The 25,924-nt window shown below is 67.8% G+C and carries 21 protein-coding genes and 6 pseudogenes; 15 read left to right on the top strand and 12 right to left on the bottom strand.

Translation table 11 applies throughout. The features are described from left to right. Positions 1-4 precede the first annotated feature (4 nt). The 4 genes and pseudogenes from ACFXKG_RS32950 to ACFXKG_RS32935 all read left to right on the top strand — a co-directional run. Positions 5-544, top strand: coding sequence for a transposase (locus ACFXKG_RS32950; RefSeq protein ID WP_384846805.1), 540 nt, complete (start codon positions 5-7; stop codon positions 542-544). After that, positions 541-725 (top strand): annotated as a pseudogene (locus ACFXKG_RS32945) (IS630 family transposase); the annotation flags it as partial. The gene ACFXKG_RS32950 and the pseudogene ACFXKG_RS32945, both read left to right, overlap by 4 nt. A 236-nt stretch (positions 726-961) precedes the next feature. Beyond that, positions 962-2,036 (top strand): annotated as a pseudogene (locus ACFXKG_RS32940) (transposase); the annotation flags it as partial. Further along, positions 2,035-2,353 (top strand): annotated as a pseudogene (locus ACFXKG_RS32935) (transposase); the annotation flags it as partial. The pseudogenes ACFXKG_RS32940 and ACFXKG_RS32935, both read left to right, overlap by 2 nt. A 134-nt stretch (positions 2,354-2,487) precedes the next feature. Here the strand turns inward: ACFXKG_RS32935 and ACFXKG_RS32930 are convergent. Genes ACFXKG_RS32930 through ACFXKG_RS32920 form a run of 3 tightly spaced genes read right to left on the bottom strand, consistent with a single transcriptional unit; the run spans position 2,488 to position 3,543 of the window. Beyond that, on the bottom strand, positions 2,488-2,751 hold the full coding sequence (locus tag ACFXKG_RS32930) for a cytochrome P450 (protein WP_384846803.1): 264 nt from the start codon (positions 2,749-2,751) through the stop codon (positions 2,488-2,490). Continuing rightward, positions 2,732-3,334 carry a hypothetical protein gene (locus ACFXKG_RS32925; RefSeq protein WP_384846801.1) on the bottom strand — a complete coding sequence of 201 codons (603 nt, stop codon included), beginning with the start codon at positions 3,332-3,334 and terminating at the stop codon, positions 2,732-2,734. Before ACFXKG_RS32925 ends, ACFXKG_RS32930 begins: the two co-directional genes overlap by 20 nt. After that, positions 3,331-3,543, bottom strand: coding sequence for a hypothetical protein (locus tag ACFXKG_RS32920; RefSeq protein ID WP_384846799.1), 213 nt, complete (start codon positions 3,541-3,543; stop codon positions 3,331-3,333). The genes ACFXKG_RS32925 and ACFXKG_RS32920 overlap by 4 nt, the downstream gene beginning before the upstream one ends. A 450-nt stretch (positions 3,544-3,993) precedes the next feature. Here ACFXKG_RS32920 and ACFXKG_RS32915 point away from each other — a divergent pair. Continuing rightward, positions 3,994-4,068: pseudogene (locus ACFXKG_RS32915) on the top strand (NADP oxidoreductase); the annotation flags it as partial. Between the two features lie 10 nt (positions 4,069-4,078). Here the strand turns inward: ACFXKG_RS32915 and ACFXKG_RS32910 are convergent. The 4 genes from ACFXKG_RS32910 to ACFXKG_RS32895 are packed head-to-tail and all read right to left on the bottom strand — an operon-like array spanning position 4,079 to position 9,046. Then, the gene (locus ACFXKG_RS32910) at positions 4,079-5,236 is read right to left on the bottom strand and encodes an XdhC family protein (RefSeq protein WP_384846797.1); all 1,158 of its coding nucleotides are present in this window, start codon (positions 5,234-5,236) and stop codon (positions 4,079-4,081) included. After that, positions 5,233-7,440: a xanthine dehydrogenase family protein molybdopterin-binding subunit gene (locus tag ACFXKG_RS32905; RefSeq protein WP_384846795.1), complete on the bottom strand. Its 2,208-nt coding sequence runs from the start codon at positions 7,438-7,440 to the stop codon at positions 5,233-5,235. Before ACFXKG_RS32905 ends, ACFXKG_RS32910 begins: the two co-directional genes overlap by 4 nt. Then, positions 7,437-8,420, bottom strand: coding sequence for an FAD binding domain-containing protein (locus ACFXKG_RS32900; protein WP_384846793.1), 984 nt, complete (start codon positions 8,418-8,420; stop codon positions 7,437-7,439). The genes ACFXKG_RS32905 and ACFXKG_RS32900 overlap by 4 nt, the downstream gene beginning before the upstream one ends. Further along, complete coding sequence (locus ACFXKG_RS32895; RefSeq protein ID WP_384846791.1) at positions 8,417-9,046, bottom strand: (2Fe-2S)-binding protein; 630 nt, start codon at positions 9,044-9,046, stop codon at positions 8,417-8,419. Before ACFXKG_RS32895 ends, ACFXKG_RS32900 begins: the two co-directional genes overlap by 4 nt. A 1,119-nt stretch (positions 9,047-10,165) precedes the next feature. Here ACFXKG_RS32895 and ACFXKG_RS32890 point away from each other — a divergent pair. Then, entirely contained in the window at positions 10,166-11,983 is a 1,818-nt protein-coding gene (locus ACFXKG_RS32890) for a protein kinase (RefSeq protein WP_384846789.1), read from the top strand. 176 nt (positions 11,984-12,159) lie between these two features. Then, the gene (locus tag ACFXKG_RS32885; protein ID WP_384846787.1) at positions 12,160-14,094 is read left to right on the top strand and encodes an FHA domain-containing protein; all 1,935 of its coding nucleotides are present in this window, start codon (positions 12,160-12,162) and stop codon (positions 14,092-14,094) included. A gap of 145 nt (positions 14,095-14,239) precedes the next feature. Here the strand turns inward: ACFXKG_RS32885 and ACFXKG_RS32880 are convergent, their stop codons facing one another. Continuing rightward, positions 14,240-14,581, bottom strand: coding sequence for an MFS transporter (locus tag ACFXKG_RS32880; protein ID WP_384846785.1), 342 nt, complete (start codon positions 14,579-14,581; stop codon positions 14,240-14,242). A 47-nt stretch (positions 14,582-14,628) separates the two neighbouring features. Between ACFXKG_RS32880 and ACFXKG_RS32875 the strand changes: the two genes are divergently transcribed. From ACFXKG_RS32875 to ACFXKG_RS32865, 3 genes and pseudogenes are all read left to right on the top strand, one after another. Then, positions 14,629-14,805 (top strand): transposase family protein, encoded by a 177-nt coding sequence (locus ACFXKG_RS32875; RefSeq protein ID WP_384846783.1) that lies wholly within the window; start codon positions 14,629-14,631, stop codon positions 14,803-14,805. A 181-nt stretch (positions 14,806-14,986) separates the two neighbouring features. Further along, positions 14,987-15,587 (top strand): annotated as a pseudogene (locus tag ACFXKG_RS32870) (transposase family protein). Positions 15,588-16,014: 427 nt separating this feature from the next. Next, on the top strand, positions 16,015-17,163 hold the full coding sequence (locus tag ACFXKG_RS32865; protein ID WP_384846781.1) for a hypothetical protein: 1,149 nt from the start codon (positions 16,015-16,017) through the stop codon (positions 17,161-17,163). Positions 17,164-17,204: 41 nt separating this feature from the next. Here the strand turns inward: ACFXKG_RS32865 and ACFXKG_RS32860 are convergent, their stop codons facing one another. Genes ACFXKG_RS32860 through ACFXKG_RS32850 form a run of 3 tightly spaced genes read right to left on the bottom strand, consistent with a single transcriptional unit; the run spans position 17,205 to position 20,018 of the window. Then, entirely contained in the window at positions 17,205-18,386 is a 1,182-nt protein-coding gene (locus ACFXKG_RS32860) for a PQQ-dependent sugar dehydrogenase (RefSeq protein ID WP_384846779.1), read from the bottom strand. After that, the gene (locus ACFXKG_RS32855; RefSeq protein WP_384846777.1) at positions 18,383-19,270 is read right to left on the bottom strand and encodes an SDR family NAD(P)-dependent oxidoreductase; all 888 of its coding nucleotides are present in this window, start codon (positions 19,268-19,270) and stop codon (positions 18,383-18,385) included. The genes ACFXKG_RS32860 and ACFXKG_RS32855 overlap by 4 nt, the downstream gene beginning before the upstream one ends. Before the next feature lie 10 nt (positions 19,271-19,280). Next, positions 19,281-20,018: an SDR family oxidoreductase gene (locus ACFXKG_RS32850; protein ID WP_384846775.1), complete on the bottom strand. Its 738-nt coding sequence runs from the start codon at positions 20,016-20,018 to the stop codon at positions 19,281-19,283. A gap of 90 nt (positions 20,019-20,108) precedes the next feature. Here ACFXKG_RS32850 and ACFXKG_RS32845 point away from each other — a divergent pair, with 90 nt between their 5' ends. Continuing rightward, positions 20,109-20,714, top strand: a complete 606-nt coding sequence (locus ACFXKG_RS32845; protein WP_384846773.1) for a TetR/AcrR family transcriptional regulator C-terminal ligand-binding domain-containing protein — start codon at positions 20,109-20,111, stop codon at positions 20,712-20,714. Between the two features lie 554 nt (positions 20,715-21,268). On the opposite strand, the gene ACFXKG_RS32840 is transcribed toward ACFXKG_RS32845, so the two are convergent. Then, positions 21,269-22,288 (bottom strand): AraC family transcriptional regulator, encoded by a 1,020-nt coding sequence (locus ACFXKG_RS32840; RefSeq protein ID WP_384846771.1) that lies wholly within the window; start codon positions 22,286-22,288, stop codon positions 21,269-21,271. Between the two features lie 157 nt (positions 22,289-22,445). Between ACFXKG_RS32840 and ACFXKG_RS32835 the strand changes: the two genes are divergently transcribed. From ACFXKG_RS32835 to ACFXKG_RS32820, 4 genes and pseudogenes are all read left to right on the top strand, one after another. Beyond that, a complete protein-coding gene (locus ACFXKG_RS32835; protein WP_384846769.1) occupies positions 22,446-22,841 on the top strand; it encodes an ester cyclase in 396 nt (131 codons plus the stop codon). Continuing rightward, on the top strand, positions 22,834-23,931 hold the full coding sequence (locus tag ACFXKG_RS32830) for a Gfo/Idh/MocA family protein (protein ID WP_384846767.1): 1,098 nt from the start codon (positions 22,834-22,836) through the stop codon (positions 23,929-23,931). Before ACFXKG_RS32835 ends, ACFXKG_RS32830 begins: the two co-directional genes overlap by 8 nt. Before the next feature lie 284 nt (positions 23,932-24,215). Further along, on the top strand, positions 24,216-24,959 hold the full coding sequence (locus ACFXKG_RS32825; protein WP_384846842.1) for an SDR family NAD(P)-dependent oxidoreductase: 744 nt from the start codon (positions 24,216-24,218) through the stop codon (positions 24,957-24,959). A 245-nt stretch (positions 24,960-25,204) separates the two neighbouring features. After that, positions 25,205-25,892: pseudogene (locus tag ACFXKG_RS32820) on the top strand (transposase); the annotation flags it as partial. Positions 25,893-25,924 lie beyond the last annotated feature (32 nt).

Genomic DNA, 25,924 nt, shown 5'->3' with positions numbered 1-25,924 from the left:
GCGCATGCGGTGTCCACAAGGGGGCGGCCTGACCGCCGAACGTCAGCACTTCCGCGAGGAGTTACAGCTCCAGGTGGCCGAGAGATTCGCCCGGGGCGAGGCGAGTTCGGTGATCGCCAGGGACCTGCGGGTCAGCGTCCGCTCGGTGCAGCGATGGCGGCAGATGTGGGACGAGGGCGGTCTGCGGGCTCTGCGGTCACCGGGCCCGGGGTCGCTGCCGAGGCTGAGCAAGAAGCAGTTCGCCCAGCTGGAGGCGGAGCTCGCCAAGGGGCCGGCCGCGCAGGGCTGGGAGGACCAGCGGTGGATCCTGAGCCGTGTGAAGACGGTGATCGGCCGGCGCTTCCACCTGACCTACACCATCCAGGGCGTGCGCAAGCTCCTGGTGCGCAACGGCTGGTCCTGCCAGGTCCCGGCCCGACGCGCCATCGAGCAGGACGACGACGCGGTGGCCGGGTGGGTCAAGGATGTGTGGCCCTGCGCGGAAGACTCGCGGCGGCCCGTGGAGCCTGGCTGGTCTTCGAGGACGAAGCCGGCCCCTCCATGACGCCGCCGCAGGCCAGGACCTGGTCACAGCGCGGCCGGACTCCGGTGGTGCGTGTGCGGGCCGTTCCCGCAGACGGATCTCCATCGCGGCACTGACCTGCTACAAGCCCGGCCACAGATCCCGGCTGACCTACCGGCCGCGCAGGGACGACAGCCGACACGACGGCCGCAAGAACTTCTCCGTAAGTTGTTGGGCGGCCCGAGAGGGCCGGCTGTGGCTCAAGAGCTTCTGCCTTCAGTGGCTCGCCAGGAGTGGCCGTCCGGCTCTCCGTGGCGCCCCGGCTGCTGATTGAGATGTGCGCGCCGTGTGCGGTCGCTGATTACGGAGATGACAGCGGGGTGTTCCTCGGGCCGACGGCATGCTGTGCGGAACGAGGAGGGGTGAGCGAGCAAGCGACAGGCCCGGGTCTGGGCCGGGATCGACGCGGGCAAGGGGCATCACTGGGCTGCGGTGGTCGATGAGGCTGATGCCACGCTGTGGTCGAAGAAGATCGACAATGACGAGTCGGCAATTCTGGCCGCGCTCGGTGAGATCCTGGACTCACGGACGTGGTCCACTGGGCGGTGGACATCTCCGGGACGCCGTCCGCGCTGCTGTTGGCCCTGCTGGCGGCCCATGGCCAGCAGGGCGTCTACGTCCCCGGTCGCACGGTCAACCGTATGTCGGGCGCCTACCGGGGCGAGGCGAAAACCGATGCTCGCGATGCCTATGTCATCGCCGAAACCGCACGCCACCGGCGGGACTTCGCCGCCATCGACGTGCCCGCCCAACTGGCCGCCGACCTCGCCCTGCTGACCGCCCACCGAACCGACCTCGTGGCCGACCGGGTACGGATCATCAACCGCCTGCGGGACGTGCTGACCGGCATCTTCCCCACGCTGGAACGAGCCTTCGACTACAGCGCGCAGAAGGGCGCACTGGTGCTGCTGACCGCGTATCATGCGTCGGCCGCGATCCGCCCGCCGCGGCCGGTCCCGGCTTGAGGTCTGGCTGGCCAACCGCAGTGTCCGAAGCGCCGACGCGGTCGCCGTGACCGCCCTGGAGGCCGCCCAGGCCCAGCAGACCGCGCAGATCGTCGCCGACCTCGCGGCGCAGATCCTGGCTCTGGACGACCGGCTGAAGCGGATCGACAAGCAGATCCGCGAGACGTTCCGCGGTCACCCGCAGGCGGAGATCGTCGAGTCCCTGCCCGGCATGGGCCCGATACTTGGGGCCGAGTTTGTCGTCGCGGCCGGGCTCGTGCCGGTCCCACGGGACTCCGGACGGCGCACCGGCACCCTGCACCGGCCCAGGCGTTACAGCCGGCGCCTGCGCAGGGTGTTCTACATGTCCGCCCAGACCAGCATCATCCGCGAAAGACCGCAACCGGGACTTCTACCTCAAGAAGCGCGACGAGGGCTGCAAACACGTCCAGGCAGTCATCGCCCCGGCCCGCCGACGGGCCAACGTCCTGTGGGCCCTCCTGCGCGACGACCGGGTCTTCACCCCCGAGCTGCTACCAGCAACTCGGCGGCCCGATCATGCTCATCTGGGACAATCTGAACGTCCACAAGGCCGCCGACCTGAGGGAGTTCGCCGCCACCCGGGACTGGCTGACCATCTACTACCTGCCGCACTGCGCACCCGACCTCAACCCCGTCGAAGGCATCTGGTCCCTCCTGCGACGCGGATGGCTCTCCAACGTCGCCTTCACCACTCCCGAACACCTCGTCCAGCGCATCCGCCGCGGTTTACGGCACGTCCAGTACCGCAGCGACCTCATAGACGGCTGCCTCGCCGAGACCGGCCCTGACCATCAGACCCACCTGAGCAACCCCGGCGACATCACGAGTTCGACCTCAGTAACTGCCCGGCCTTGGAGGAAGGCCCGACCTCATCACGGTCTCCCGGCTCGCCGGAATGCGCTCAGCCGGCTGTGACGGGGAGGCCGATGATGCCGTTCATCAGCAGGCTGGGGAGCCGCTCCGACTCCTCGCCCGGTCGGCCAACCGTAACTCGAGGAACCGCCGCAGCAGGCAACCGATGGCGATGACACCCTCCAGCCTGGCCAACGGCGCACCCAGGCAGTGATGCAGGCCGTGACCGAACGCCAGATGCGGCGCGGAAGACCGAGTAACACCGAACCGGTCCGGCTCGACCAACCGCGCCGGGTCGCGGTTGGCGGCCAACAGCACCGGTTGCACCACCTCACCGGCGGGAATGGTCACCCGCCGACGGAACGGGCACCTGCTTCGGCCTGTCGTAACGCAGTTGCTCCTCCATGACCGCGGGGAGCCGGTCCGGTTCATCACGCACCAGCCGCAACTGTTCAGGGTTGGACAGCAGGGAGTGCGCGGCGCCGCTGATCAGGTTGACCGACGTCTCGTGCCCCGCCACGAGCAGCAGGAACACCATCGAGCCGAGCTCCTCCTCGGACAACCGGTCGCCACCGTCGCGCACTTCTATCAGCGCCGACAGCAGGTCACCGGCGGGAGCGCGGCGCTTGTCGGAGATCAGACGCCGCACGTAGGCGACCATGTCCTCGGCCGCGCGCAGGTAGGCGTCGGCGGGGTGCACCGACGCGTGGATGATGATCGCCCACCAGCCGCAGAACGCGTCGCGGTCGGCCACCGGGACACCCACCAGCTCGGCGATCACGGTGATCGGCAGTGGGCAGCCGAAGGCGGCGACGAGATCGACCGGCGAACCGTCCGCGCCGACGCGTCCCAGTTCGTCGAGCAGCCCGTCGGCGATCTCCTGGATCCGGGGGCGGAGCGTCTCGACGCGGCGGACGGTGAAAGCCGCCGTCACCAGTTTGCGCAGCCGGTGTGGTCGGGCGGGTCGGCCGTGAGCAAGTGGCTCCACATGGCGGCGTGCAGCTCAGGGGGCAGGACGCCCGGATGCGGTACGACCCGGGGGGGGTCCTTGGCCATCGTGGGATGCGCCAAGAGTTCCCTGGCCTCGTTGCAACCGGTGACCAGCCACACGGACCCGCCGGTGAACAGCGTGACTCGCTGCACCGGACCAGACTCCGTGAGCGCTGCGCTGGCGGCATACCGGGCTCTCCCGGTGGTCTCGGTAAACGGCGAGGGAGCCGAGTGGTCGACGGTCATCGAAGCCTCCGACCGGGATGGACATGTGATCTTCGGGCGGGCGGCCGTGGTTGGCTCCGGGTGCACGGATGGCGACGGCGAGGCGGGGGCCCGGCGGACGGCCCGGATGACGATCACCAGAGCCAGGGCAAACAGCGGGTCACCCATGGCGATCCAGGTGACGGCGAGCTGGCCGGTGGGGTGGTATCCCTCCGGTCGGCAGGCGCAACGTTCCTGCCGGGGCTCCGGTTCACTGCCGTCCACCCTCGCTGCCAGTTCTTCGCATGCCGCGCTGTCTCGGTGTGGACAGGAGGAGCACGACCAGTGAACTCAATGCCCGTGGTTGATGCCCTGCTCGCGGAGCAGCTGCTGGGACGCGGGCTGCGCCCGCTGGATGTCGGCAGCCTCAAAATGGCGCACTGGCTGGAAGGAGCGGGCGTGGTCACGGTGGGCCATCCTCGGATCACATGCGCCCCGCCCCCAACAAGGAGAGAACGGCTGTCGGGGCCTCCTGGTGGATCGCGCCCGTGGTTCCCGACAGCCGGGCACCACGGCTGCCGTGGCGTAGGAGGAGTATCTCGGCGGCGATGGACAGTGCGGTTTCCGCCGGGCCGGCACCGCCCAGGTCGAGCCCAGCGGGGGAACAGAGCCGCCTCAGTCGGTCGTGGCGCACTCCCGTGGCTCGCAGGGATGCCCTGCGTTGCTCTGCGGTTCGCCGGGAGCCCAAGGCTCCGACGTAGGCCAGGTCCATCCCCAACGCGGCCTGAAGCAAGGGCACGTCGAACTTGGGATCGTGGGTGAGCGAGACGACCACCGTTCTGCCGTCGATCCGGCCTGCCGCCGCCTCGGCGGCGAGGTGGCGGTGGGGCCAGTCCACGACGACCTCGTCCGCGTCCGGAAAGCGCTCGGGGGTGGTGAACACCGGCCGTGCGTCGCACACCGTGACCCGGAAACCGAGCAGTGCACCCTGGCGGGCGAGGACCGAGGCGAACTCATTGGATCCGTAGACCAGCATGCGGGGCGGCGGTGCCAAGCAGTTGACGAACACCCGCGGGCCAGTGCCGGAGTCCCCGTCGGCGGACCCGGTGCGGAACGTGCCGGAGCGCCCCTGCCCGAGCAGTCTCCTGGCCGCTCCGGCGGTGTCACCGTCGAGGACGGAGTCGCCCGTGCTTCCGCTCGTGCCACTGTCCCAGCACACCAGGTGCGTGCCGGCTCGTACCGGCCCGTCAGCCCCGACGACCGTGGCCAGAGCAACGGCGACCCCGTTCCGCATGTGGTGGAGAAGGGTGCCCAATTCGGGGAAGGACTGCTGGTCGACGCGCTCGACGAGGACTTCGATGGTGCCACCGCATGTCAGGCCGACCGCTCCCGCGTCGTCGTCGCTCACCGCGTAGCGTTCGAGCACGGGAGTGCCGTCCCGCACGACCTGCTGTGCCAGGTCGTAAACGGCGCCCTCCACGCAGCCGCCGGACACGCTGCCGGTGACTGTCCCGTCCGGGGCGCAGATCATGATGGCTCCGGGTCGGCGGGGAGCCGAGCCGTACGCGGAGACAACCGTGGCGAGCGCGCACGGTGTGCCGGCTTCCCAGAGACGGTGGAGCCGCTCCCACATGTCGTTCATCCTGCTTCCTCATCTCCGATGATCTTGTCCAGGGTGATGGGCAGGTCCCGGATGCGGCGCCCGGTAGCGTGGTAGACGGCGTTTCCGATGGCGGCCGTCATGCCGGTCATCGGGGTTTCTCCGAACCCGCGTGCGCCGAACGCCTCGTGGTTCGCCGGGTCAGGTTTGTCCACGAAGCCGATGTGGATCTCGGGTATATCGGCGTTGACAGGCACCAGATAGCCCGACAGATTGGGGTTGACGATCCGCCCCAGGTGGTGGTCGACCATGGTGTGCTCGGACAGGGTGAAGCCGACGGCCCAGACCGCTCCGCCGATCGCCTGGCTGCGCAGCGTCCTGCGGTTGAGGACCCGGCCGGCGTCGAAGATCCCGTGCATACGGGTGACGCGGACCTGTCCGAGCCTGGGGTTGACGCGTACTTCCGCGAAGACCGCACCGGTGGAGTAACCGGGGGGAATGGGAACTGGGTTGGTGGTCGCCTCCACGGGCTTGCCGTGCCGGGTGACGATGGCTCGGATGGTGTCGCGGAGTTTTGGCCGGTCGGTGTCGTACAGGATCCCGCCTTCGACGGTGACCTGGTCGGCCGGGATGCCGTGAAGGGGGGACCGTGGGTCCGCTACTGCGATGTCGATCACGGATCGGCGGGCTGTGGTGCACGCTCGGTTGACGCCGGCGCTCACACCGGGGACCGTGGCCGACGCGGCAGAGACGAACGCGAACGGGTAGTCGGTGTCACCGAGTTCGAAATCCACGTCGTCAAGATCCAGTCCCAGGCTGTCCGCGGCGACTTGCGACATCACCGTGTAGGTTCCGGTTCCGATGTCGTGGGTGGCGACCTGGACCACTGCTTTTCCATTGGCGGAGATCACTACACGGGCGCCGGCTCCCGGCCTTCCGCCAGTTGTGTGCGCCGCGGACGCCATGCCCAAGCCGATCAGGGTGTCGCCGTCGCGCATCGATCGCGGGCGCGGATCGCGCTTGCTCCAGCCGAATGCGTCCGCGCCCCGGCGGTAGCACTCCTGTAGGTGCTTGCTGCCGAAGGCGGCGCCGTTGTCGGGATTGACCGAGGTGTAATTGCGCAGCCGGAGCTCGATGGGGTCCATGTCCAGCTCGTAACTCAGCTCGTCGAGTGCGGTCTCCAGGCCGTGGGAGGCGACGACTTCCGGTGACCTCATGTTGCTCGGCGCGGGCAGATGAAGTTTCACAGCCTTCTGGGCTACATGCACGTTGGGGCAGGCGTACAGCATGCGCGTGGGTTCGCTGGTGTTGAACAGTAAATCCTCGGTCCGACTGACCTGGGAGGTCGTGATGTGGTCGATCGCGGTGAGCGTGCCGTCCCGCTTGGCTCCGATCCTGAACCGTTGGTGGGCTTCGGGGCGGTGGCCATTGGAGGTATATGCCTGGGCACGGGAGAGCACCAGTTTGACCGGACGCCTCAAATGGCGGGCGAGGGCGGCGGTGAACATGGTGTGTGGCCACACCGGGCCCTTCGCTCCGAACCCTCCGCCCAGGAACGGGGACAGTACACGGATGTTGGCAAGGGGCACATTGAGCGCCTCGGAGAGGCTGAGCCGGGTGGCGTTGATGCCCTGTGCGGTTTCGTGCACAGTCAGCCGGTCGCCGTCCCAGACGGCCGTCGTCGCGGACGGCTCCAGGGCATTGTGATGGTGCATCGGTGTCGTGTAGCTGACATCGATGCGGACATCGGCCTGTGCCAGCCCCGTCTCGGTGTCGCCGCGGGTGACCTCGTTGGGACCCTCCAGACCCGGATCGGGCACATATGCCTCGTCCATGGCTCCGGAAAGGCTGGTCCGGGGTGTGCGAGCGTCGTAAGTAACGCTGACGAGCGACGCCGCGTGCTGAGCCTGCTCCAGAGTCTGCGCCACCACGTAGGCCACGGGCTGGCCGCTGTGGTGGATGTCCGCGTTCTGCAGGGGAATGACACGCTTCCAGTAGGCCGCGAGCTGCGAGGTGGGAACGGCCAGGCGGGGCATGTTCTGGTGGGTGAAGATGCCGACCACACCGGGCGAACGTTCGGCGTCCTGGGCGGTGATGCCGGTGATGCGTCCGTTGGCGATGGTGCTGAGCACCAGGTAGCCGTACAGGGCTCCGCTGACCTGAGTGTCCGCGGTGTAGGTGGCCGCTCCCGTGACCTTGGCGCGCCCGTCGATCCGGACTACGGGGCTCCCTACAATCGGGCTCATTTGCGGCCTCCGAGGTCCTCGAGGATGTCGGCCAGGGCGCGCTGAACCAGCTCGACCTTGAACGCGTTGTGCTCCCGCGGCTGAGCGCCGTCAACCAGCGCTCGGCCGGCTGCCGCAATGGTGGCCTGGGTCAGCGGGTGGCCGCGCAGGGCCTCCTCGGCACCGGCTGAGCGCCACGGCCTGGTGGCAATGCCACCGAAGGCGAGCCGCACATCGGTGACCACTCCTCCCGCCTGGGTCAGCGCGGCGGCCACGGAGACCACGGCGAACTCGAACGCGGCCCGGTCACGCAGCTTGAGGTAGCGGGAGCCAGCTGCTGGTCCGCTCTCGGGAATCTCGACAGCAGTGATGAGCTCGCCGTGCCGCAGCGCGGTCTCCTGGTCCGGAGTGGAACCGGGCAGACGGTAGAAGTCCCCGATGGGGATGGACCGGCGGCCATCAGGTCCAAGTGTGAGCACCGTCGCGTCCAGAGCGGTCAGCGAGACGGCCAGATCGGACGGGTGGACGGCGATGCAGTGATCGCTGCCGCCGTGGATCGCGTGCCAGCGGTTCTGTCCGCCGATGGCGGGGCAGCCGCTGCCGGGTTCACGCTTGTTGCAGGCGCTGCCGACGTCCCGGTAGTACCAGCACCGGGTCCGTTGCATGAGATTTCCGCCGATGGTGGCTCTGTTGCGCACCTGTGGGGACGCAGAAGCCAGCAGGGCTTCGGAAATGACGGGAAACCGCTCACGGACCACCGGGTGTTCGGCCACATCCCCCATCCGGGCCGTGGCGCCAATATGCAGCTGGCCTTTTCTCACGCCGATGTCTGCCAGGGCCAGCGCGCCCACGTCCACGACGAGGTCCGGGGCGAGGACACCGTCCTTCATCAGATTCGTCAGTTCGGTCCCGCCCCCGATGAACGCGCCACCGGGGTGGCCCGCAACCAGGCCGACAGCGTCAGATACACGCGACGTACGCGCGTAGTCGAAGAGCTTCACAGCTTGCCTCCCTTCGCGGCGTCTCGTACTGCTTCGACGATGTTCGGATAACAGCCACACCGGCACAGGTTGCCGCTCATCCAGTCACGGATCTCGGCATCGGACCCGGTGTGGCCCTCTTTGATGCAGGCGACGGCCGACATGATCTGCCCGGATGTGCAGAACCCGCACTGGAAGGCATCCCGTTGGATGAACGCCGCCTGTACCGGGTGCAGTTCGTCCCCGCGGGCCAGACCTTCGATTGTGGTGATGTCACGGTTGTCTTCCATGACAGCGAGCGTCATACAGGACTTGACACGCCGGCCCTCGACGAGGACGGTGCAGGCGCCGCATTCACCGCGGTCACAGCCCTTCTTCGGCCCAGTCACGCCCAGACGCTCACGGAGCGCGTCCAGCAGAGTGACGCGGGATTCGACCGTTACATTACGCTGGACTCCGTTGACACGAAGTATCACCTCGGCAGTCGAGGCCGGGGACGGCAGCGCCGACTCCGCCGCGACGGCCGGATGAGCAAGCGCGAGCGGCGCCACGCCTCCCGACACGGCCACAGCGGCGCCGCCGGCACCGGCCTTGAGCACGTTACGGCGACTGTGCAGGCCAGTTGACAGTGCGTCAGAATCGGCCACGGTGTGTCTCCTCGCGGGTAGGTGATGGGGAGATCCGCCTTCCTCCGCACGGGAAGGCAGCAGCGATGCAGTGTGGGGGCTGACACGGCTGGCCCTTGTGTGATGGCCGAGAGGTAGGGCTCGGCGACCTATGCCGGTGCGGAAGCCGGCGCACGAGTGCGTGACGATCCGGGGCGGGGAATCACCGGATGGACTGGTTCAGGGGCGGCCAGCTTCCACCGGACCGGTTTCAGGACAATCCCGGGGGGCGCAACACTCCTCGATGCGGGGAGGCCAGGAGGCGGCTGCCGCCTTCTTCGATTACAGCGGACGGCGGCTCGCCCTGCTTCCTTCCGGTTGCCCGAGCAGCCATCAGGACCCTCCGGAGTCCGGCGGACACGAGGCGCGCCGACGGGAGCCCGAGACCCTTGCCATCCGAGGACCACCGCAGCTTTTACTGAGGGGACTCTGCGAGAGCAGTTGGGGCCCCGTCGTCTATCCACAGGTGACGCGGGACAAGCCGATGATGCCTGCATCAGGCCCACGACGCCGCCCTCTAAGGTGTCGCCATGGCTTGAACCTCCGCGCGATATGGACGCCCCGTCTACTTATTACGATACACAGAAATGTACAGGCAGTCCACAAGAGGGTGGGATGCGGGGGCGCCAGTCGGCTGCCGCACTCAACTCCCCTGCTCAACACAGCCAAAGCCCTGAACCGAGAGGGCATTTAGCATAGGCGAATTGCCGCTTATGCCCTCGTGGGCTCCTCGCCGGGTTGGCGTTGTGCGAAGGGGGTGGGCCAGCTGCCGGACCCGCGTGGATCAGCGCGGTAATCTCCGCAGTGCCCGCAGACTTCGGCGCCCGCCGCCCTCGTACGGCAGTACGATCACCACGGGATGTGCCCATGGGTGCGCGTCGGATCTGTCCACCGGGGGCACACTCGTCCGTGACCCGCTCTCCGGACAAACCCGTGCGTGCTCGTCCTCCCGCACACCCCCTTGGAGCAGAGATACAGTGTTGCGATCCGGCGGATGAACAGCGGTTCCGCCGACGGTGGTCGTGCACAGGAATCGATGCTCCAAGGGCGACATCCGCGCTCCGACGAGCTGCTTGCATGACGAAAGGAAGAATCGCCCCGATGACCAGTGAGGACACCGGGTCCGAAAAGTCGGGCCGCACGCGTGTGATCGCCGACCGCTACACCCTGCTGTCGCCCCTCGGTGAGGGCGGCATGGGCACCGTGTGGCGCGCCCACGACAAGGTGTTACACCGCAAGGTCGCCATCAAGGAGGTCCGGGCGCCTGCCGGGCTGGCCACGGCCGCCATCGAGCGGATGTACACACGGCTGGAGCGTGAGGCGTGGGCTGCGGCCCGGGTGTCGCACCGGAACGTGGTGACCGTCTATGACGTGGCCGTGGAAGAGGGCCGCCCGTGGATCGTCATGGAGCTGGTACAAGGTCAGTCGTTGGCCGACCTGCTCAAGGCCGAGGGCCCGCTCACCCCACAGCGCGCCGCGTCCATCGGTGGTGAGGTGCTCGCCGCGCTCCGCGCTGCCCACGAGGCCGGCGTACTGCACCGCGACGTCAAGCCGGCCAACGTGCTGATGGCCAAGGACGGCCGAGTGGTACTCACCGATTTCGGTATCGCCGAGATCGAGGGCAACACAGCGCTCACCATGACCGGTGAAGTCGTCGGATCGCCCGAATTCCTGGCCCCGGAGCGTGCGTTGGGCAAGCGGCCCGGGTTCGCCTCGGACCTGTGGTCGCTCGGCGTGCTGCTGTACGCGTCGGTCGAGGGGATCTCGCCCTTCCGCCAGAACACAGCTCTCAGCACCCTGCGGGCCATCGTGGACACGGAGTTGCCGCCCCCTCGACGGGCCGGCGCCCTCACCCCGGTCATCGAAGGACTGCTACTCAAGGATCCGGACGAACGCCTCGGCGCCGAACCGGCGGCGCGGGAACTGCGGTTGGTCAGTGAGAACGGCACGCCCGACACGGGAACCGCGCGGCAGGCTCCTCACTCACCGACCATGCTGGCAGAGCCCGAGACCGAGTTCACAACGCAGGCATCCCCGGCCCAGGCGGAGACCCAGCACACCACACAGGCATCCCCCGCCCAGGCCGAGACCCAGCACACCACACAGGCATCCCCCGCCCAGGCCGAGACCGAGTCTGCGGCCACGCATCCCTCGGCACAGCTCACCGCCGCGAGTTCCCCGGCGCAGCCAACCGCCACGCAGCCCGCGTCGCAGCCAACCGCCACGGAGCCCGCGGCACAGCCGACGGCCGTGCATCCCTCGCCGGATACCACCGCTGTGGGAACGCCCGCGTTCCCCATTCCCCCGGCTCCCTCACGCCGCAACCGGCGCAGCACTGCCCTCGTGGCGGCGGGCGTGGCCCTGTGCGCTCTGGCGCTGGCCGGGACGGGCTATGCCGTCGTGAACGCCGGGGACGTCGACGGAAAGCAGCAGAACTCTGCCACCGCAGGCGCCGGTGCGGCCTCTCCGGATACGAAGGACGCCTCACAGAACGCCGAGGAAACCGCCGCTCCCAGCACAGGGGCCGGCGGGCAGGACGCCTCCACTTCCGAGGGGGTGCAGATGCAGGTGACGGGTTCGCAGACAACGTACTCGGGACCGTGCCCGCCCCCGAGCGGGGAGGCGCCCATCTTCACGGCGTCGTTCACGGTGGACCGGCTCCCGGCGCAGTTCTCCTACCGGTGGGTGTCCACGGACGGCACGGTCACCGATGAGGCGTGGAGGACGCTGTCATTCCCGAACGGCGGAAGCCTCACCAAGCAGGTCAGCGTCAGTCTGACCACGTGGGCGAAGGCCGGAACGTTCGAGAGTGAAATCGGCGTGGAGCTCAATGCCCCTCTGAAGGGCAAGTCCAACATGGTGCCTCTCTCGTTGACGTGCGAGGCGGGAACGACCGGAGGCGCATCGCATGGTCAGTGACGGCTCGTGAACGCGTGACCGAGTCCAGGCACGCTGCCCTCCGGCCGGTTGGATCTTCGAAGAGTTGAACCGAACCGGGCCCGCCCACGCGTGAGTGACAGTTCCGTCCTCATGCCGGGTCAGCCGCATCACGCGGCCTCTGTTTCCCTGTTGAGAACCATCCGCTAGGAGTAGCCGTGCCATCGGTCATCGTGGGACAAACAGGTCCCTTCACTGGTCAGAGTGTCGTGCTGAGCGCCACTCCTCTGACGTTCGGCCGCAAGAGCGACAGCGGCATCGTGATTGTCAGCGTCAGTGCCTCCCGTCTGCACGCCGAGATCGTGGAGGAGGACGCCGGCTCCGTCCTGTACGACCGCAGCCGCAACGGCACCTTCGTCAACGACCAGCGCGTCACACGGCATGTACTGCGTGCCAACGACCGCATCCGGATCGGTGAGGAGACCTTCCTCTTCGAGTCGCAGGACGCCGTGGAGACGGTCATGGACCTCTCCCTCCTCGACATGCCCCGGGCCAAGGCATCCTCGGATCCCGGCCTGCTCCGTGTCACGATCACCGGCGGGGGGCCGGTCGGCCTCGCCTTCGCGCTGACGCTGGAGAACATGCTGCGCGGGCGGGTCGCCATCAAGATCTACGAAGGCCGGTGGATCAAGAACGGCTCCTCTGTGGTCTGGAAGGACGAGACCCACGGAAACACCCGTCGTCAACAGGTCGTGACCATCCAGAGCCGGCAGTACCTCGCTCTGCCCGAGGAGATGCAGTCGGCTCTGTTCGGCTCAGGGGACTTCGCGGAGATGTGGCCCGTCGGACCGGACTCCGTGGAGGGCCGGCCTCCCCGCAACATCCGGATCGCTTACATCGAGGACCGCCTGCTGGAGCTGGCGAACAAGAGCACCGCGATCCGGCTGGTACCGGAACGCTTCGACCCGTCGGAGCACCAGGGCCGACTCTCGCAGGAACACGTCCTGGTGGTCTGCGAGGGCGGACGGTCCCGTACGCGGGAGCACTACAGCGACTTCTTCGGCGCGGCCGACGCCTCGATCTACTCCCTCGAAGGAGACCATCTGCAGGACGTGGTGCTGGGACTACGGGTGAAGTCCCCGCTGCCCGACCCGATGAGCGTTCTGCTGACCGTTTCGCAGAACAGGTTCCTTCTCAACTCGCTCCGCGGCGAAGGCTTCTTGAACATGCGCCTCACCCGTGAGGAGGCCAAGAACGTCGTCGGCCTCGACCCGGTCCGCCATGTCTTCGAGGAGTGCATCGCCGCTCGTCCCTGTGTCATGAGCCGTGAGGAGGACAACGAGTTCCGCTGCCCTTCGCACGGAACCCTCTTCCTGCCCGCCCTGCTGCGCAGCTCGCCCCTGTGGAAGCGGATCCGGGAGGGCCTGAAGCTGTACGGCATGACCGAGGACGATCTCACCGCGGTCACGTCGTTCCGACTGGACATGGTGCAGCGCCCGCGGTTCACGGCGCAGCTGAGCCGCCCGACCTCGACGAGCCCCGGTACGTACGGCTTCCTGCTGGGCGACGCGGCCAACGCCATCCACTTCTGGCCGGGCCGCGGCCTCAACAGCGGTTTTGCCTCCGCCACTTCGCTGGCCCGCTCCCTCAGCCGCGTGTGGCAGGGAAAGCCGCTGCGTGACGCCGACTTCATCCGGCACGAGGCGGCGATGTCCATGCTTCAATACCGGCACAAGAGCCGGGCCTGGAACGCCATGGTCACCACCGACGAACAGGGCGCCACCCGGGCCATCAAGGACATCATCGCCCGCAGTTTGGAACCGGCTCCCGCCGATGGCTCCAAGTCCCGGCAAACCCACCTCGACGCCCTGTTGGAGAGAATGAGTGCGATACGCGAGCGGCTCGCGCCGCGCCTCCCCGGCATGCCCACCGACGAGGAACTGCGCAGCCACCTCTCGGCGTTGGAACCCGCCACGCTGCGCACGCTCCAGGAAAGCGGTGCATGGGACACCTTGATCGTCGGCGGCGAAGAGGCCGACATCGATCTCTTCTACCAGTCGGACGCCCCCGTCTACGTTCCTCGCCCCGCCAACCCGCAAAATATCCCGTCGGGTCTCGCACAGCAGGAAGCCGCGTCCGTGAATCCGGCCTGAGGGTGGGTGCGCAGGGCCACCCGTACGCTGCGACAGCCAGCATGACCGGCCCCGCACGGCGGCTGCGCTCGAATCTTCTCTGTTCAGTCCCACCCAGGACTCGGCCGACCAGGCCGGAGACCTGGCCGACAGCGCATCTGTCCGACTACAAAGGACACGGCATCAGCTGTAACTGGCGCTGTGTCGTCTCCGGCAGCGCCAGAATGCAGCCGAAGGAGATGACAGCCATCGCGCTCGCGTACCAGCCGATCGATGCCGCGCCGAAGGCTGATTGCAGTTGAGTCGACACCAGCGAGGGAATGGCGCCGCCGAGGACGCCGCCGAAGCTGTAGGCGAGACTGGCGCCCGAGTATCGCACCTCGGTGGGGAACAACTCCGGCAGGAACGCGCCCATGGGCCCATAGATCACGCCCATGGTCAGCAACACCCCACTCAGAGCGAAGATGATCAACGGCAGGCGGCCGGTGCCGAGCAGCGGCAAGAGCACGAAACCCCACACCCCAGGGCCTCGGCGAACTCGCTCCCGCTGCAGCGTTGACGGAGGGAGAATGTCCCGGTCTGCTGTCCTGCCTGGCCCGTGTGTCTGATCCGCGTGATCCACTGGGCCGGCTCCATCCATTGGCCGGTGTGCTGGCGATCTGCGCCCAGGCCGTCCTGACCGGAGCAACCTCCCTGCTGGCGATCAGTGAGCTTTTTCAGCCTGGCCACTGATCAGGTGACGGGATCGATGCCCGCAACGCACGAGGCTCCCGTGCCGTTGGGGGAGGTGTTCGAAGTCTCAACCCTCAGGCAAAAGCGCCGCGTTGGTTCCGTATTATGCTGCACTCGACCTGCCCCATGCCCTGGTCGAGTGGGTCACCATGCTCATCGCCACTTGTGAGGGTGACCGCCGCTGCAAGCTCCCGCCGCACCAGCATGCCCTGGTCGGCCTGGTGTACCTGCGTCGGCACGACACCCTCTCGCCGACCGCGCGCCCGGCCTGCTGCGCGCCCTGCGCGAGGCCGACCCGGACTACATCCTGCTCGACGGCACCCTCGCGGAGTACGACCGGGTCGGCGACAGCCGGGCCGACTTCTCCCACAAGCACCGCCGACACGGGGTAAACGTGCAGGTGGTGACCGACCCCGTCGGGCAGCTGCTGTGGATCTCGCCGACGCTGCCCGGCCGCGCGCACGATCTCACTGCGGCCCGCGCCCACCGGATCATCCGGATCTGCGAACGCCAGGGCGTTCCCCATCCTCACCGACCGCGCCTACATGGGAGCCGGCTCCTGGGTGACGACACCCCTCAGATGCCCGCCGGGCCGCGACCTCACGCCGACCCAGCAGACCGTCAACCGAGCGCTGTCCACAGCACGGGCGCCGGTCGAGCGCGGGGTCGCCCGACTGAAGTCGTGGCGGATCTTTCGCAGGTCCGGTGCAGTCCGAATCGAATGTCGTCAATCTCCGCGGCCGTCCTCACTCTGGAGCGGCAGCGTTGAAAAAGCTCACTGACTGGCTCAAGCTCCCTGCCGTCACCGTCCACCACGACGAACGGAAGGTGGGGCGAGGACCCCGTGGCCACCGCGCCAGCCTCTGGAACCGAGCACTTCCCCTCCATCAGGGCACGTCTTACGTCTTCCACCACACCACGCTCCTGGAGGGACCAGGCAATTCCGCTTGGTTCACGATCAAGACGTGGCGCAGTTAACAGATCGGAACCACCGCAGCAGATCCATTCCGTAGGAGCGTTGCGTCGTCGCGGGCCGCCCCACCGCCTGCAACTCGTGCAGATACGAGGTCACCGCACTCACCGGAAACCCCACTGGATCAACCAGCCGATACGGCTCCCACGGATCGTCGGTCCCCACGAGCGACCCCGCCCGAGGAACCGCCAACGAGCTCAAGTCCTGTGGAACATGCTCACCTTCAGACATGGCAGGTGACGGTAACGACCCCGCTTCCCACCTGTCCGAAGAACAAGGGGAGAACGTCTTGCAGTTCAGTCAACACGCCCAAGCCGGGCCGGTGGCTGCAGTTCGACTGGGGCGAGGGCCCGCACATCGGCAGGCGGCGGACCTGGCTGTTCTGCGCGTGGCTGTCGTGGTCGCGGTTCCGGGTGGTGATCCCGGTCTGGGACTGCACGTTGGACACGCTGGTGGCCTGCCTGGACACCACGTTGCGGCGGATCGGCGGGGCGCCAATCCATGTACTGACTGGCAACGCGAAGACGGTCACCGTCGAGCGCATCGCCGGGATCCCGGTACGTCATCCGCAGATGATCGCCGCCGGGCGGCACTACGGCTGCCAGGTGGTCAGTTGCGTGCCCTACGACCCCGAGTCGAAGGGCGGCGCGGAGGCCACGGTCCGCATCGCGATGGCCGGCCTGGTGCCCACCGACGCGAACCTGCTGCCCGCCTACGACACCTTCGCCGGGCTCGCCGAAGCCTGCCGCACCTGGTGCGAGCAGGTTAACTCCCGCCGCCACCGGGCGACCGGACAGATACCCGCCGACCGCCTGGACATCTTGCCCATCGAGCCACTCGCGTTGGGCGAAGGACGGCTGGTCGGCTCGGATCGCACGATCAGTTGCAACTCAGTGCGCTACTCGACTCCGTCCGGTTATATCGGGGTGAGGGTGTGGTGCCGAGTGGTCGGTGAGGAACTGTCCATCACCGCCCGCACCAATCTGGTGAACTTTTCCAAGGGCACCGACCTGGACTGTTACAGCCGCGAGGAGTTGGACGCCGTGGCCGCGAACAGCCAACCACGAAGGACGCGCGGCTGGGAGACTCAGTCGAGCGCCTCGCTAAGCTCCTGGCCACAGCCGCCTGGCAGCTTCGCCGGATCGGTCATGCACACCGATGGCGGAGCCCAGCCGCGCAACGGCTTCGTCCTGGCTGCCCGCACCGGTCTCCGCCTGCCGGAGCCACAGCTCCTACCGGAGTTCCCTCGAACGTGCCGTCCTCGCCATCGTCTCCGCCCGAGTGGGGCGCCTGCCGGTTTCCAGGTGCGCACTCCCGTTGGACGGTCTGGGGGAGCTTCTCGGCGTCTCGACGCGAAAGGATCACCGCGCACTCGTCGGCGATGAAGATGCCCATCAGCGCCATGTGGGTGTTGCCTGGGCTGTGGTCAGGGCTGTTCCACTTCGATGCGGAGGATACGGTCGTCGCCGGAGCGTGGATCGGTACCGCCCCAAGTGGCACCGTCGGTGTTGGAGGTGATGATCCACAGGGATCCGTCAGGTGCGACTTCGACGGTGCGGATGCGGCCGTATTCGCCTTGGTAGTAGGCGATGGGCTCGGCGGTGGCGGCCTGGCCGTCGACGGGTAGTTGCCACAGCCGCTGGCCGCCGAGGGCGCCGATCCACAGGGATCCTTCGGCGTAGGCGACGCCGGAGGGGCTGGCGTCGTCGGGGTGGATGACGGCGATGGGTTCTTCGCCGGCCGACCCCTGGGTGCCCTCGGACTCCGGCCATCCGTAGTCGGCGCCCGCGCGGAGCACGTTGACCTCGTCCCAGGTGCGGTGGCCGAGTTCGGAGGCGTAAGCAGTGCCGTCCGGCCCGAAGGTGATGCCCTGGACGTTGCGGTGCCCGCTGGAGTAGACCGGTGAGTCTTTAGGGTTGTCCCGCGGTACGGAGCCGTCGGTAGCGATGCGCAGGATCTTGCCGTTGAGGGAGTTGTCGTCCGCGGCGTTTTCAGGTTCGAAAGCGTCGCCGGTGCCGATCCACAGGTGGCCGTCGGGACCGATGACAATCCGGCCACCGTGGTGGCGGTCGGCGGTCTGGATGCCTTCGAGCAGAACCCGTTTGAGGGCGAGGGCGTCGTAGTCCGCGGCGATCGTGATCGCGACGATACGGTTCTCGCTTGCGCCGGAGACCGAGGCGTAGACCGTGCGATCGTCGGTGAAGTCAGGCGAGGCGACGATGCCGAGGAGTCCTCCCTCTGATGTGGCGTTCACATCAGGGACGACCCCCACCGTGCGGGCGTCACCGCCGTCGGCAGGTACGCGCAGGATCTCACCGGTGATCCGTTCGGAGACCAGCGCCGAGCCGTCGGGCAAGAAGGTCAGCCCCCACGGCGCGTCAAGTCCGGTGGTCAGTTCTGTGGGTTCGCCCAGCGTCGCGGCGTCCCCGCCGCCGGACTTCGCAGACGTCGTCGGCAGCGACGCCCTCGGCCGCTCCGACTCCTCGGACCTGCCGGAACAGCCGCTCAGTACAAGTCCCAGGCACAGCGCCCCGGTCGACAGTCCGACAACCGTCGCCCGCGCAGAACCACGCAGACTCCCGCTCCACCCACGTGACACACCATTCATGACTTCACCTTCAGTGTTTCGGCGAACCCGAGCCGCCGTACGAAAGCCTCGCGTGTCAGGTCGCTGAACGCCATGACGTGGTCGACGCCGGCCTCAGCCGCGTCTACCACCGAACGGAAGGGCTTGCTCCCGACCGGCAGGGCGAGGATGCGCTCGATCTCGTCCGCGACGCTCTGCGGGTCGGCTGTCGTGCCCGGCGCGAAAAGCTGCTCGTGCGCCTCGTGCGTGCGCTCGACCAGTGGGTCCAACTCGGCGTATTGCACCGCCACTCTCAGGTCGCTGGCGTGGCTGGCCCCGGGGAAGTGATCAGTCCCCTGGGTGATCGCGCCGGGCATCACGATCGACGTCTCGATGCCGAACTGCGACACCTCGTAGGAGGTGACCACAGCTAGTGCGTCGAAGGCGGCCTTGGAGGCCACGTAGGGGCCGAGGAACGGTGGAGTGGTCACCTGGATGGTGCTGCCGACGTACAGCAGCGTGCCGGAACGGCGGGAGCGCATGTGCGGCAGTGCCGCGCGGTTCACCCGGTGAGCGCCGATGGTGTTGACGTCCAGCAGGTGGCTCACGTCGTTGTCGGTGAACGCCTCGACGTACCCGATGTACAGGTGTCCCGCGTTGTGCACGACGGCATCGAGACCGTCGGTCTCGTCGAGAACGTGCCCGACGGCGGCGTCCGTAGATGCCTGCGATGTCACGTCGAGCTCGACGACCCGCAGCTTCCAACCCCGGGAGCGCGCGCGAGCCTTGAGATCGGACACAGCGCCGGCGTCGCGGTTGCCGGGGTCCCGCATCGTCGCGTACACGGTGTGGCCGGCGACGGCCAGCGTTTCCGCAGTTCGGCGTCCGATACCGGTGGATGATCCTGTGATCAGTACGGTTGACATGCCCGTCCCCTCAGGCCATGGCGCCGTTGGTGTGGAGAACCTGGCCGTTGACCCAGCGGGCGGGGCCGGCGAGGAAGGACACTGTTTCGGCGATGTCGTCGGGTGTGCCCAGGCGCTGCATGGGGTTGGCGTTGGCGATCTGGTCGACGGCTTCCTGGCTCTTGCCCTTGAAGAACAGAGGGCTGGCGGTGGGTCCGGGAGCGACGGCGTTGACGGTGATGTCTCGGCCCCGCAGTTCGCGGGCGAGGATGAGCGTGAGTGCCTCGACTGCGCCCTTGGAGGCCGCGTAGGCGCCGTAGGTGGGGATGTGCAACCGGGTTACCGACGTGGAGAAATTGATGATCGATCCGCCTTTGCGGACGCGCTGTGCGGCGAGCTGGTCGACGACGAAGGTGCCGCGCACGTTGGTGCGCTGGATGCGGTCGAAGGTGTCCAGGTCCATCTGCGCGATGGGGGCGAGCGGCATGATGCCCGCCGTGTGGACGACGACGTCGACGCCGCCGAGTTCCCTGTCCGCGATGTCGAAGACCGCGGTCATGGCTGCTTCATCCGCTACGTCGCCGCCCACGGCGACGGCCGGGACTCCGGCACGGGTCAGCGCGCTCGCGGTCTCCTCAGCTCGGTCCTTGGCGCCCGCGAAGTGGATCAGGACCGAGAAGCCGTCGGCGGCCAGGCGCTCCACGCACGCCCTGCCGATGCCACCGGATCCGCCGGTGACGACCGCCACGCGGCCAGTGTTGGTCACCATGGCTCAAACCTCCGTATGATGGATATGGACAAGCTGTCCACTGGCCACGATACGCGGAAATGTACAAGAAGTCCATAAAGGAGATTGTCCATGTCCCAGAACACTGCCGCCCGCCGGGGACGAGGCCGCCGGCCGGCCGCGGAAGTCCGCGCCGGCGTACTCGCGGCAGCGGGACACATCCTGCTCGCCGAGGGCCTGCGAGCCGTCACCTTCGACCGCGTCGCCACCGAAGCCGGATCAAGCAAGATGACCCTCTACAAATGGTGGCCCTCACCGGGCGCCCTCGCCGCCGAGGCCTACTTCACCCAGAGCGACCGCACCCTGCAGTTTCCCGACACCGGCGACCTCCGCACCGACCTGATCACCCAGCTCAGTTCCTTCATCCGCTGGCTCACCGACGAAGGCGCAGCAAAACCCGTCTCCGAACTCGTCGGCGCCTCCCAGACGGACCCCGACCTCGCACACGCCTGGTCAAACAGCTATGCCCTGCCCCGCCGCGAACTCGCCCGCGTACGCCTGCGCGCCGCCCAGGAACAAGGCCAGCTACGCCAGGACGTCGACCTCGACATCATCGTCGACCAACTCTGGGGCGCCTGCTACCACCGACTCCTCGTACTCAAAGTCCCCTTCGACGACACCCTCGCCGAACGCCTCGTCGACCAAGCACTCCGCGGCGCAACACCCCACACAACATGACCGCCTACTCCTGCAAGGACGTCCAGGTCGTCTTCCAGGACCCTACGCATCGCTCCACCCGGCGGATGTGTCTGCCCATGACGGACCCTCAGCAGCCTTCCGCGATCGACCCGTCGGACGCCGACGACGACGAACAGTACGCCTGTCCGAAGTGTGACGCCCAGTCCGGCTCATCGTGCCGCTCGCGCGGCGGCGCGGTCGCCTCCGTCCACCACACCCGCCGCTTCACCCAGGCGCCCCGGCTGAAGAAGGCACTACGGGTTCCCACCCCGGCCGACCGCGGACCCGGGCGCCCGTGGCGGCCCGGCACCCCGCCGCCGGCGCCGATCGACCCGGACCTGCCGAGCGCGGACATCCGCATCGGGGGCCGCACTCACAAGGATTGTCACCGTCGGTCCCACGGGCGGCCCCTCGCCCACGTTCCATCGCCGCTTATCGGCAGGTCTGTCAGCACCGCGCGGCGCCCGGCCCGCTGTTGTCATCGCGGCCGCGACGGCCCGGGCCCGCGCCCGTGGCACCTCGTCCTGGCCCGGTGAAGGAACTGGCTGACTCTGCTATCGAACGGAGCCAGAGCGAGCGAGCAGGTCCTGGTCCGGCTCACTGCCGGCGGCGTGGTGCACGGTGTCACGGAATTGTTTGGGTGAGGTGCCGGTCACGCGACGGAACGCGGTGCTGAACGCGCTCTCGGATTCGTAGCCGGTGGCGAAGGCGAGTTCGGAGATTGACCGGGTATTGCGGCGCAGTGCGTCGCGGGCCAGGCTCATTCGCCACTGGATCAGGTATTCCAGTGGTGCGGTTCCGGTCTGTTTCTTGAAGGAGGCGGCGAATGCCGAACGGGACATCCGGCTGATTTCGGCGAGCTCTTGCAGGGTCCATTTGTGTCCCAGATCGGCGTGCATGGCGCGTAGTGCGGCGCCGATGCCGTTGTCATTGAGTGCTCCCAGCCAGCCGGTGGGCCGGTCGGTCTGCTCGGCGTGGGCGCGCAGCACCTGAACGAACAGGATCTGCGCGAGATGGTCCATGACCAGAGAACGGCCGACGGCGTTGCTCTCCACCTCGCTGTTGAGCAGCTCGGTCACATGCGCGAGCAGCACGCTGCGCGGGTCGGTGGCCCGGATGTGGACGAGCCGCGGCAGGATATCGATCAGTATCGAGGCGTTGGGCTCGTCGAAGTAGAAGTACCCGCCGCACAGGTAGGTGTCCTCCTCGGCCTCGGAGCCGATGCGCGCCACCCCGTTCGTGGCGGTCTTCCACAACGTTTCCGCCGGCTGCGGTTGCGTGGTGAGGGTGCTGGCCATCCGGTAGGACGGCGGGTTGCCCAGGAGGTAGAAGTCGCCCTCGCGCAGGTGCACGGGCTCGCGCCCGTCCAGGGCCAGCCAGCATTCCCCGCGGACGACGCCGCCGATTTTGACGTGAGGGAAGGCATCGAACCGCAACGCCCACGGTTGTGCGGCGCGCAGGGCCGGGTCGACCACGGTGCGGGGCCGCAGCAGGCCGATGGCGCCGGCGATCGGGTCGCTGGACCCGAACGGAGCACCGGTCGTGGACGATGCGTAAGGAAGTTTGGACTCCACATTATGGATTGTAGCAATCCGCTCTCGCATTATTGATGCAGCGGGCAAGCGGATTTCACGTCATCTGGCCCGTTACCAAAGGATTTCGTTCGAGCGTACCCGCGCAGAACGAATAAAAGGCATTGGGCTTCCGTTCCAGGGGGCCGAAAGAAGGGTCATGATGTCTGCGAACGACCTGCGCACGTTCTACCAGCGCTACATCGACATGCTCAACGCCCACGAACTGCACCGCGTGGACGAGTTCATCAGCGATGAAATCACCTACTACGGCGATCCGGCGACTCGTGCCCAGGCCCACGCCGCACTGACCGCCGAGATCGAGGCGGTGCCGGACTTCCACTGGGAGCTTGAGGACCTCAAGGTCGACAGAGACACCATCGCCGCCCGGCTGACCAACACGGGCACGCCCGTGAAGGAGTATCTCGGCGTGGCTCCCACCGGCGCCTCGTTCGAAATCGTGGAGTACGCCATCTACCGGGTCCGCGACGGACGGTTCGTGCACATGACCAACCTGCACGACGCCGAGACGCTCAAGCAGCAACTGCGTGCCTGACCTCCGCCGGCCGATCGGAGTCGGCGTCGTCGGCCTGAGCGCGCGGGGAGGCTGGGCGGCCGGCGCCCACCTGCCCGCGCTGGCGGCCGTCAACGGAATGGAGCTGCGCGCGCTGGCGGTGAGTTCACCGGCTTCGGCACATGCCGCTGGAGCGATGTACAACGTGCCTGCGTACACCTCGGTCGAGGAGCTCGCCGGCGACGACAACGTCGACCTCGTCGTGGTCGCCGTCAAAGTGCCCCGGCATCGCGAGATCGTGCTGCCCGCGCTCGAAGCGGGCGTGCCGGTGCTCACCGAATGGCCGCTCGCGGTCGACCTGGCCGAGGCCGAAGAGATGCAGCATGCCGCCGGAAGGACACGTACCTTCGTCGGCCTGCAGGGGCGCTCCTCGCCCACCTTCCGCTGGCTGACCGACCTGGTCTTCCAGGGGTTTGTGGGAGAGGTGCTCTCCGCCACCGTGGTGGCCTCCTCGACCGAATGGGGCACCCCGGTGTCGCAGCGGCAGGTCTACACACTCGACCGTCAGCTCGGGGCCACGATGCTGACCATCGCCTTCGGGCATGCGATCGACCTGGTGTCGATGGTCGTCGGGGAGCTTCAGGACGTGGTCGCCACGACCGCGACCCGGCACCCCCAGGTCCCTCTGGGCACCACCGGGCAAGTGGTCCCGATGACCGCCGAGGACCAGATCGCGGTCTCCGGCACGGTGAAGGGCGGGGCAATCCTGTCCGTCCACCACCGTGGGGGCGCGGCGTCGGGTGCGGGATTCTCGCTGGTCATCGACGGCACGCAAGGACGACTCGAAGTCACCGGCGCCGAGTTCCCGCACATCGGGCCGGTCACGGTGCACGGTACACGCAACGACAGCCGGCCGGCCCGGCTCACGCCGCCCAGCGGCCACGACCGCTATCCCGACCTGGCCGGAACCGTGAGCCACACGCTGGCCCACGCCTACGCCGCCATCCGCCACGACCTCATCCACGGCACGGCCCTGGCTCCGGACTTCGCCCACGCCGTCAGGCGCCACCGGCTCCTGGACGCGATTCAGCGCTCCGCCGCCACGGGGCAACGAACCACCACCCACGTCTGACAGACGAAACGGCGCCGGGTCGCACAACAGGCGACCCGGCCCACCACTCACGGCCAGCTCCTCCTTGAGCCGGGCCAAACAAGATGTCCCCGCACAGCGCCATGCGCCTGCTTGAAGGCCTCGGCCGAGACAGCAACAGGACACGCCACGCACCGCGGGCGGGACGCCCGTTCCTCCTGGACCCCAACCGCCGCGGAGCGCAACCGCGTTGGTGCGACAGAGCCCGTCGATGCAATCGCATCGTACAAAGAAGAAATCGCACAAAGAAGAAGATGGAGACCCCAGTGGGACAGCTCGACCACAAGACCGCCCTCATCGCCGGTGCCACCTCCGGCATCGGACTCGCGGCAGCTCGCGCGCTCGCCGCCGAAGGGGCATACGTCTTCTTGACCGGCCGACGCGAGGAACGGCTGGAGGAGGCCGTGGCGGAGATAGGCGCGGACAGGGCGACGGGCATCGCCGCCGACGTCACCGTCCTCTCCGACCTTGACCGCGTCATGACCATCATCAAGGAGAGCGGTCGCGGCCTCGACATCCTCTACGCCAACGCGGGCGTCGGCAGCGTCGGCTCCCTGGGCGAGATCACCTGGGAGGAGTTCATGTCCACGTTCAACACCAACGTCGGCGGCATGGTGTTCACCGTCCAAAAGACGCTGCCGCTGCTCACGAAGGGTTCCTCGGTGATCCTTTGCGGCTCCTCCATCGATGTGAAGGCCGCCCCCGGCATGGGCGTCTATGCCGCAACCAAGGCCGCCGTCCGATCCCTGGGCCGCACCTGGGCCGCGGAACTCGTCAACCTGGGCATCCGCGTGAACGTCCTCGCTCCTGGAGCCACCGACACGGCCGCTCTCGCCGAACTCACCGGCGACCCCGCAGCACTGATGGAGAGCCTGACCACGGCCACCCCCATGAACCGCATCGCCACACCCGAGGAGACCGCCAACGTCGTGGTCTTCCTCGCCTCGGACAACAGCAGCTTCATGACCGGATCAGAGATCTACGTCGACGGCGGCCACAGCCAGCTCTGAGGCCCATGAGCTAAGAGGTCGTTTTCATCTTAAGTGCGATTGTCTGGGGCGTTTTGTTCTGCCTGTCGAGGTGCTACCGGTGAGGCCGTGGTGGCGGATGAGTGTGGTGAGTCTGACGGTATGACGCATGGGGCGGAGGTCTGCTCGCGCCTGTCTCATTCCAGGACGCCCGAGTCTGTTCCGTGCTTCGACGCGGCAGGTTGCACGCCTGGGCGCACGCGCCCGCACGGCGGTATCCCGAGGTCATGACGGAACGTCGTGCGTATCCAAGTGATCCGTCCGATGCACGCTGGGAATTGATCGAGCCGGTGCTGTCCGCCTGACGCTTCGAACGCCGCGGTCGGGCCCTGGATTTCGACAGGCCTCCACGGCCAAAAGGACGGTGTCTTCGCCCAGCTCAACGGACCCCTGCGAGAGTTGGTGCGCCAGCAAGAAGGCAAGAGCCCCGAGCCCTCGGCCTGCGTGATCGACACGCAGAGCGTCAAAACCTCCACCTCCGTCCCTGCCGAGAGCCAGGGCATCGATGCGGGCAGGAAGATCGTGGGCCGCAAGCGCAGCATCATCACCGACACCCTCGGACTACTGCTGGCGGTCCCGGTCACCGCAGCCGGCGTCCAGGACTCCACCGCCGGGCAAACCCTCCTGGACCAGACCGCCGCTGACCATCCCGGCCTGCGCAAGGTCTGGGTGGACGGCGGCTACCGCGAACACTTCGTCGAGCACGCCGCCAGCCTCGGCATCAACCTCGAAATCGTCCAACACACGCCCGGCCCGAAAGGGTTCACCCCCATCCCGAAACTCTGGGCGGTCGAGCGGACCTACGGCTGGCTCATGCTCCACCGCCGCCTGGCCCGCGACTACGAAACCCACCCACACCGCTCCGAAGCCATGATTCGCCTAGCCATGACCGACCTCATGGCCCGCCGCCTCACCGGGGTACTCAAGACAGAACCGGGGTACTCAAG

This window comes from Streptomyces sp. NPDC059255, assembly GCF_042752355.1.
In the GTDB taxonomy this organism is placed as follows: Bacteria; Actinomycetota; Actinomycetes; order Streptomycetales; family Streptomycetaceae; genus Streptomyces.
This window is presented reverse-complemented; position numbering and strand designations above follow the sequence as displayed.

Coding starts and splice junctions, on each gene's coding strand:
- ACFXKG_RS32950 (WP_384846805.1), top strand. CDS start 5: ATGCGGTGTCCACAAGGGGGCGGCCTGACCGCCGAACGTCAGCACTTC.
- ACFXKG_RS32910 (WP_384846797.1), bottom strand. CDS start 5,236: ATGAACGACATGTGGGAGCGGCTCCACCGTCTCTGGGAAGCCGGCACA.
- ACFXKG_RS32905 (WP_384846795.1), bottom strand. CDS start 7,440: ATGAGCCCGATTGTAGGGAGCCCCGTAGTCCGGATCGACGGGCGCGCC.
- ACFXKG_RS32890 (WP_384846789.1), top strand. CDS start 10,166: ATGACCAGTGAGGACACCGGGTCCGAAAAGTCGGGCCGCACGCGTGTG.
- ACFXKG_RS32860 (WP_384846779.1), bottom strand. CDS start 18,386: ATGAATGGTGTGTCACGTGGGTGGAGCGGGAGTCTGCGTGGTTCTGCG.
- ACFXKG_RS32855 (WP_384846777.1), bottom strand. CDS start 19,270: ATGTCAACCGTACTGATCACAGGATCATCCACCGGTATCGGACGCCGA.
- ACFXKG_RS32850 (WP_384846775.1), bottom strand. CDS start 20,018: ATGGTGACCAACACTGGCCGCGTGGCGGTCGTCACCGGCGGATCCGGT.
- ACFXKG_RS32845 (WP_384846773.1), top strand. CDS start 20,109: ATGTCCCAGAACACTGCCGCCCGCCGGGGACGAGGCCGCCGGCCGGCC.
- ACFXKG_RS32835 (WP_384846769.1), top strand. CDS start 22,446: ATGATGTCTGCGAACGACCTGCGCACGTTCTACCAGCGCTACATCGAC.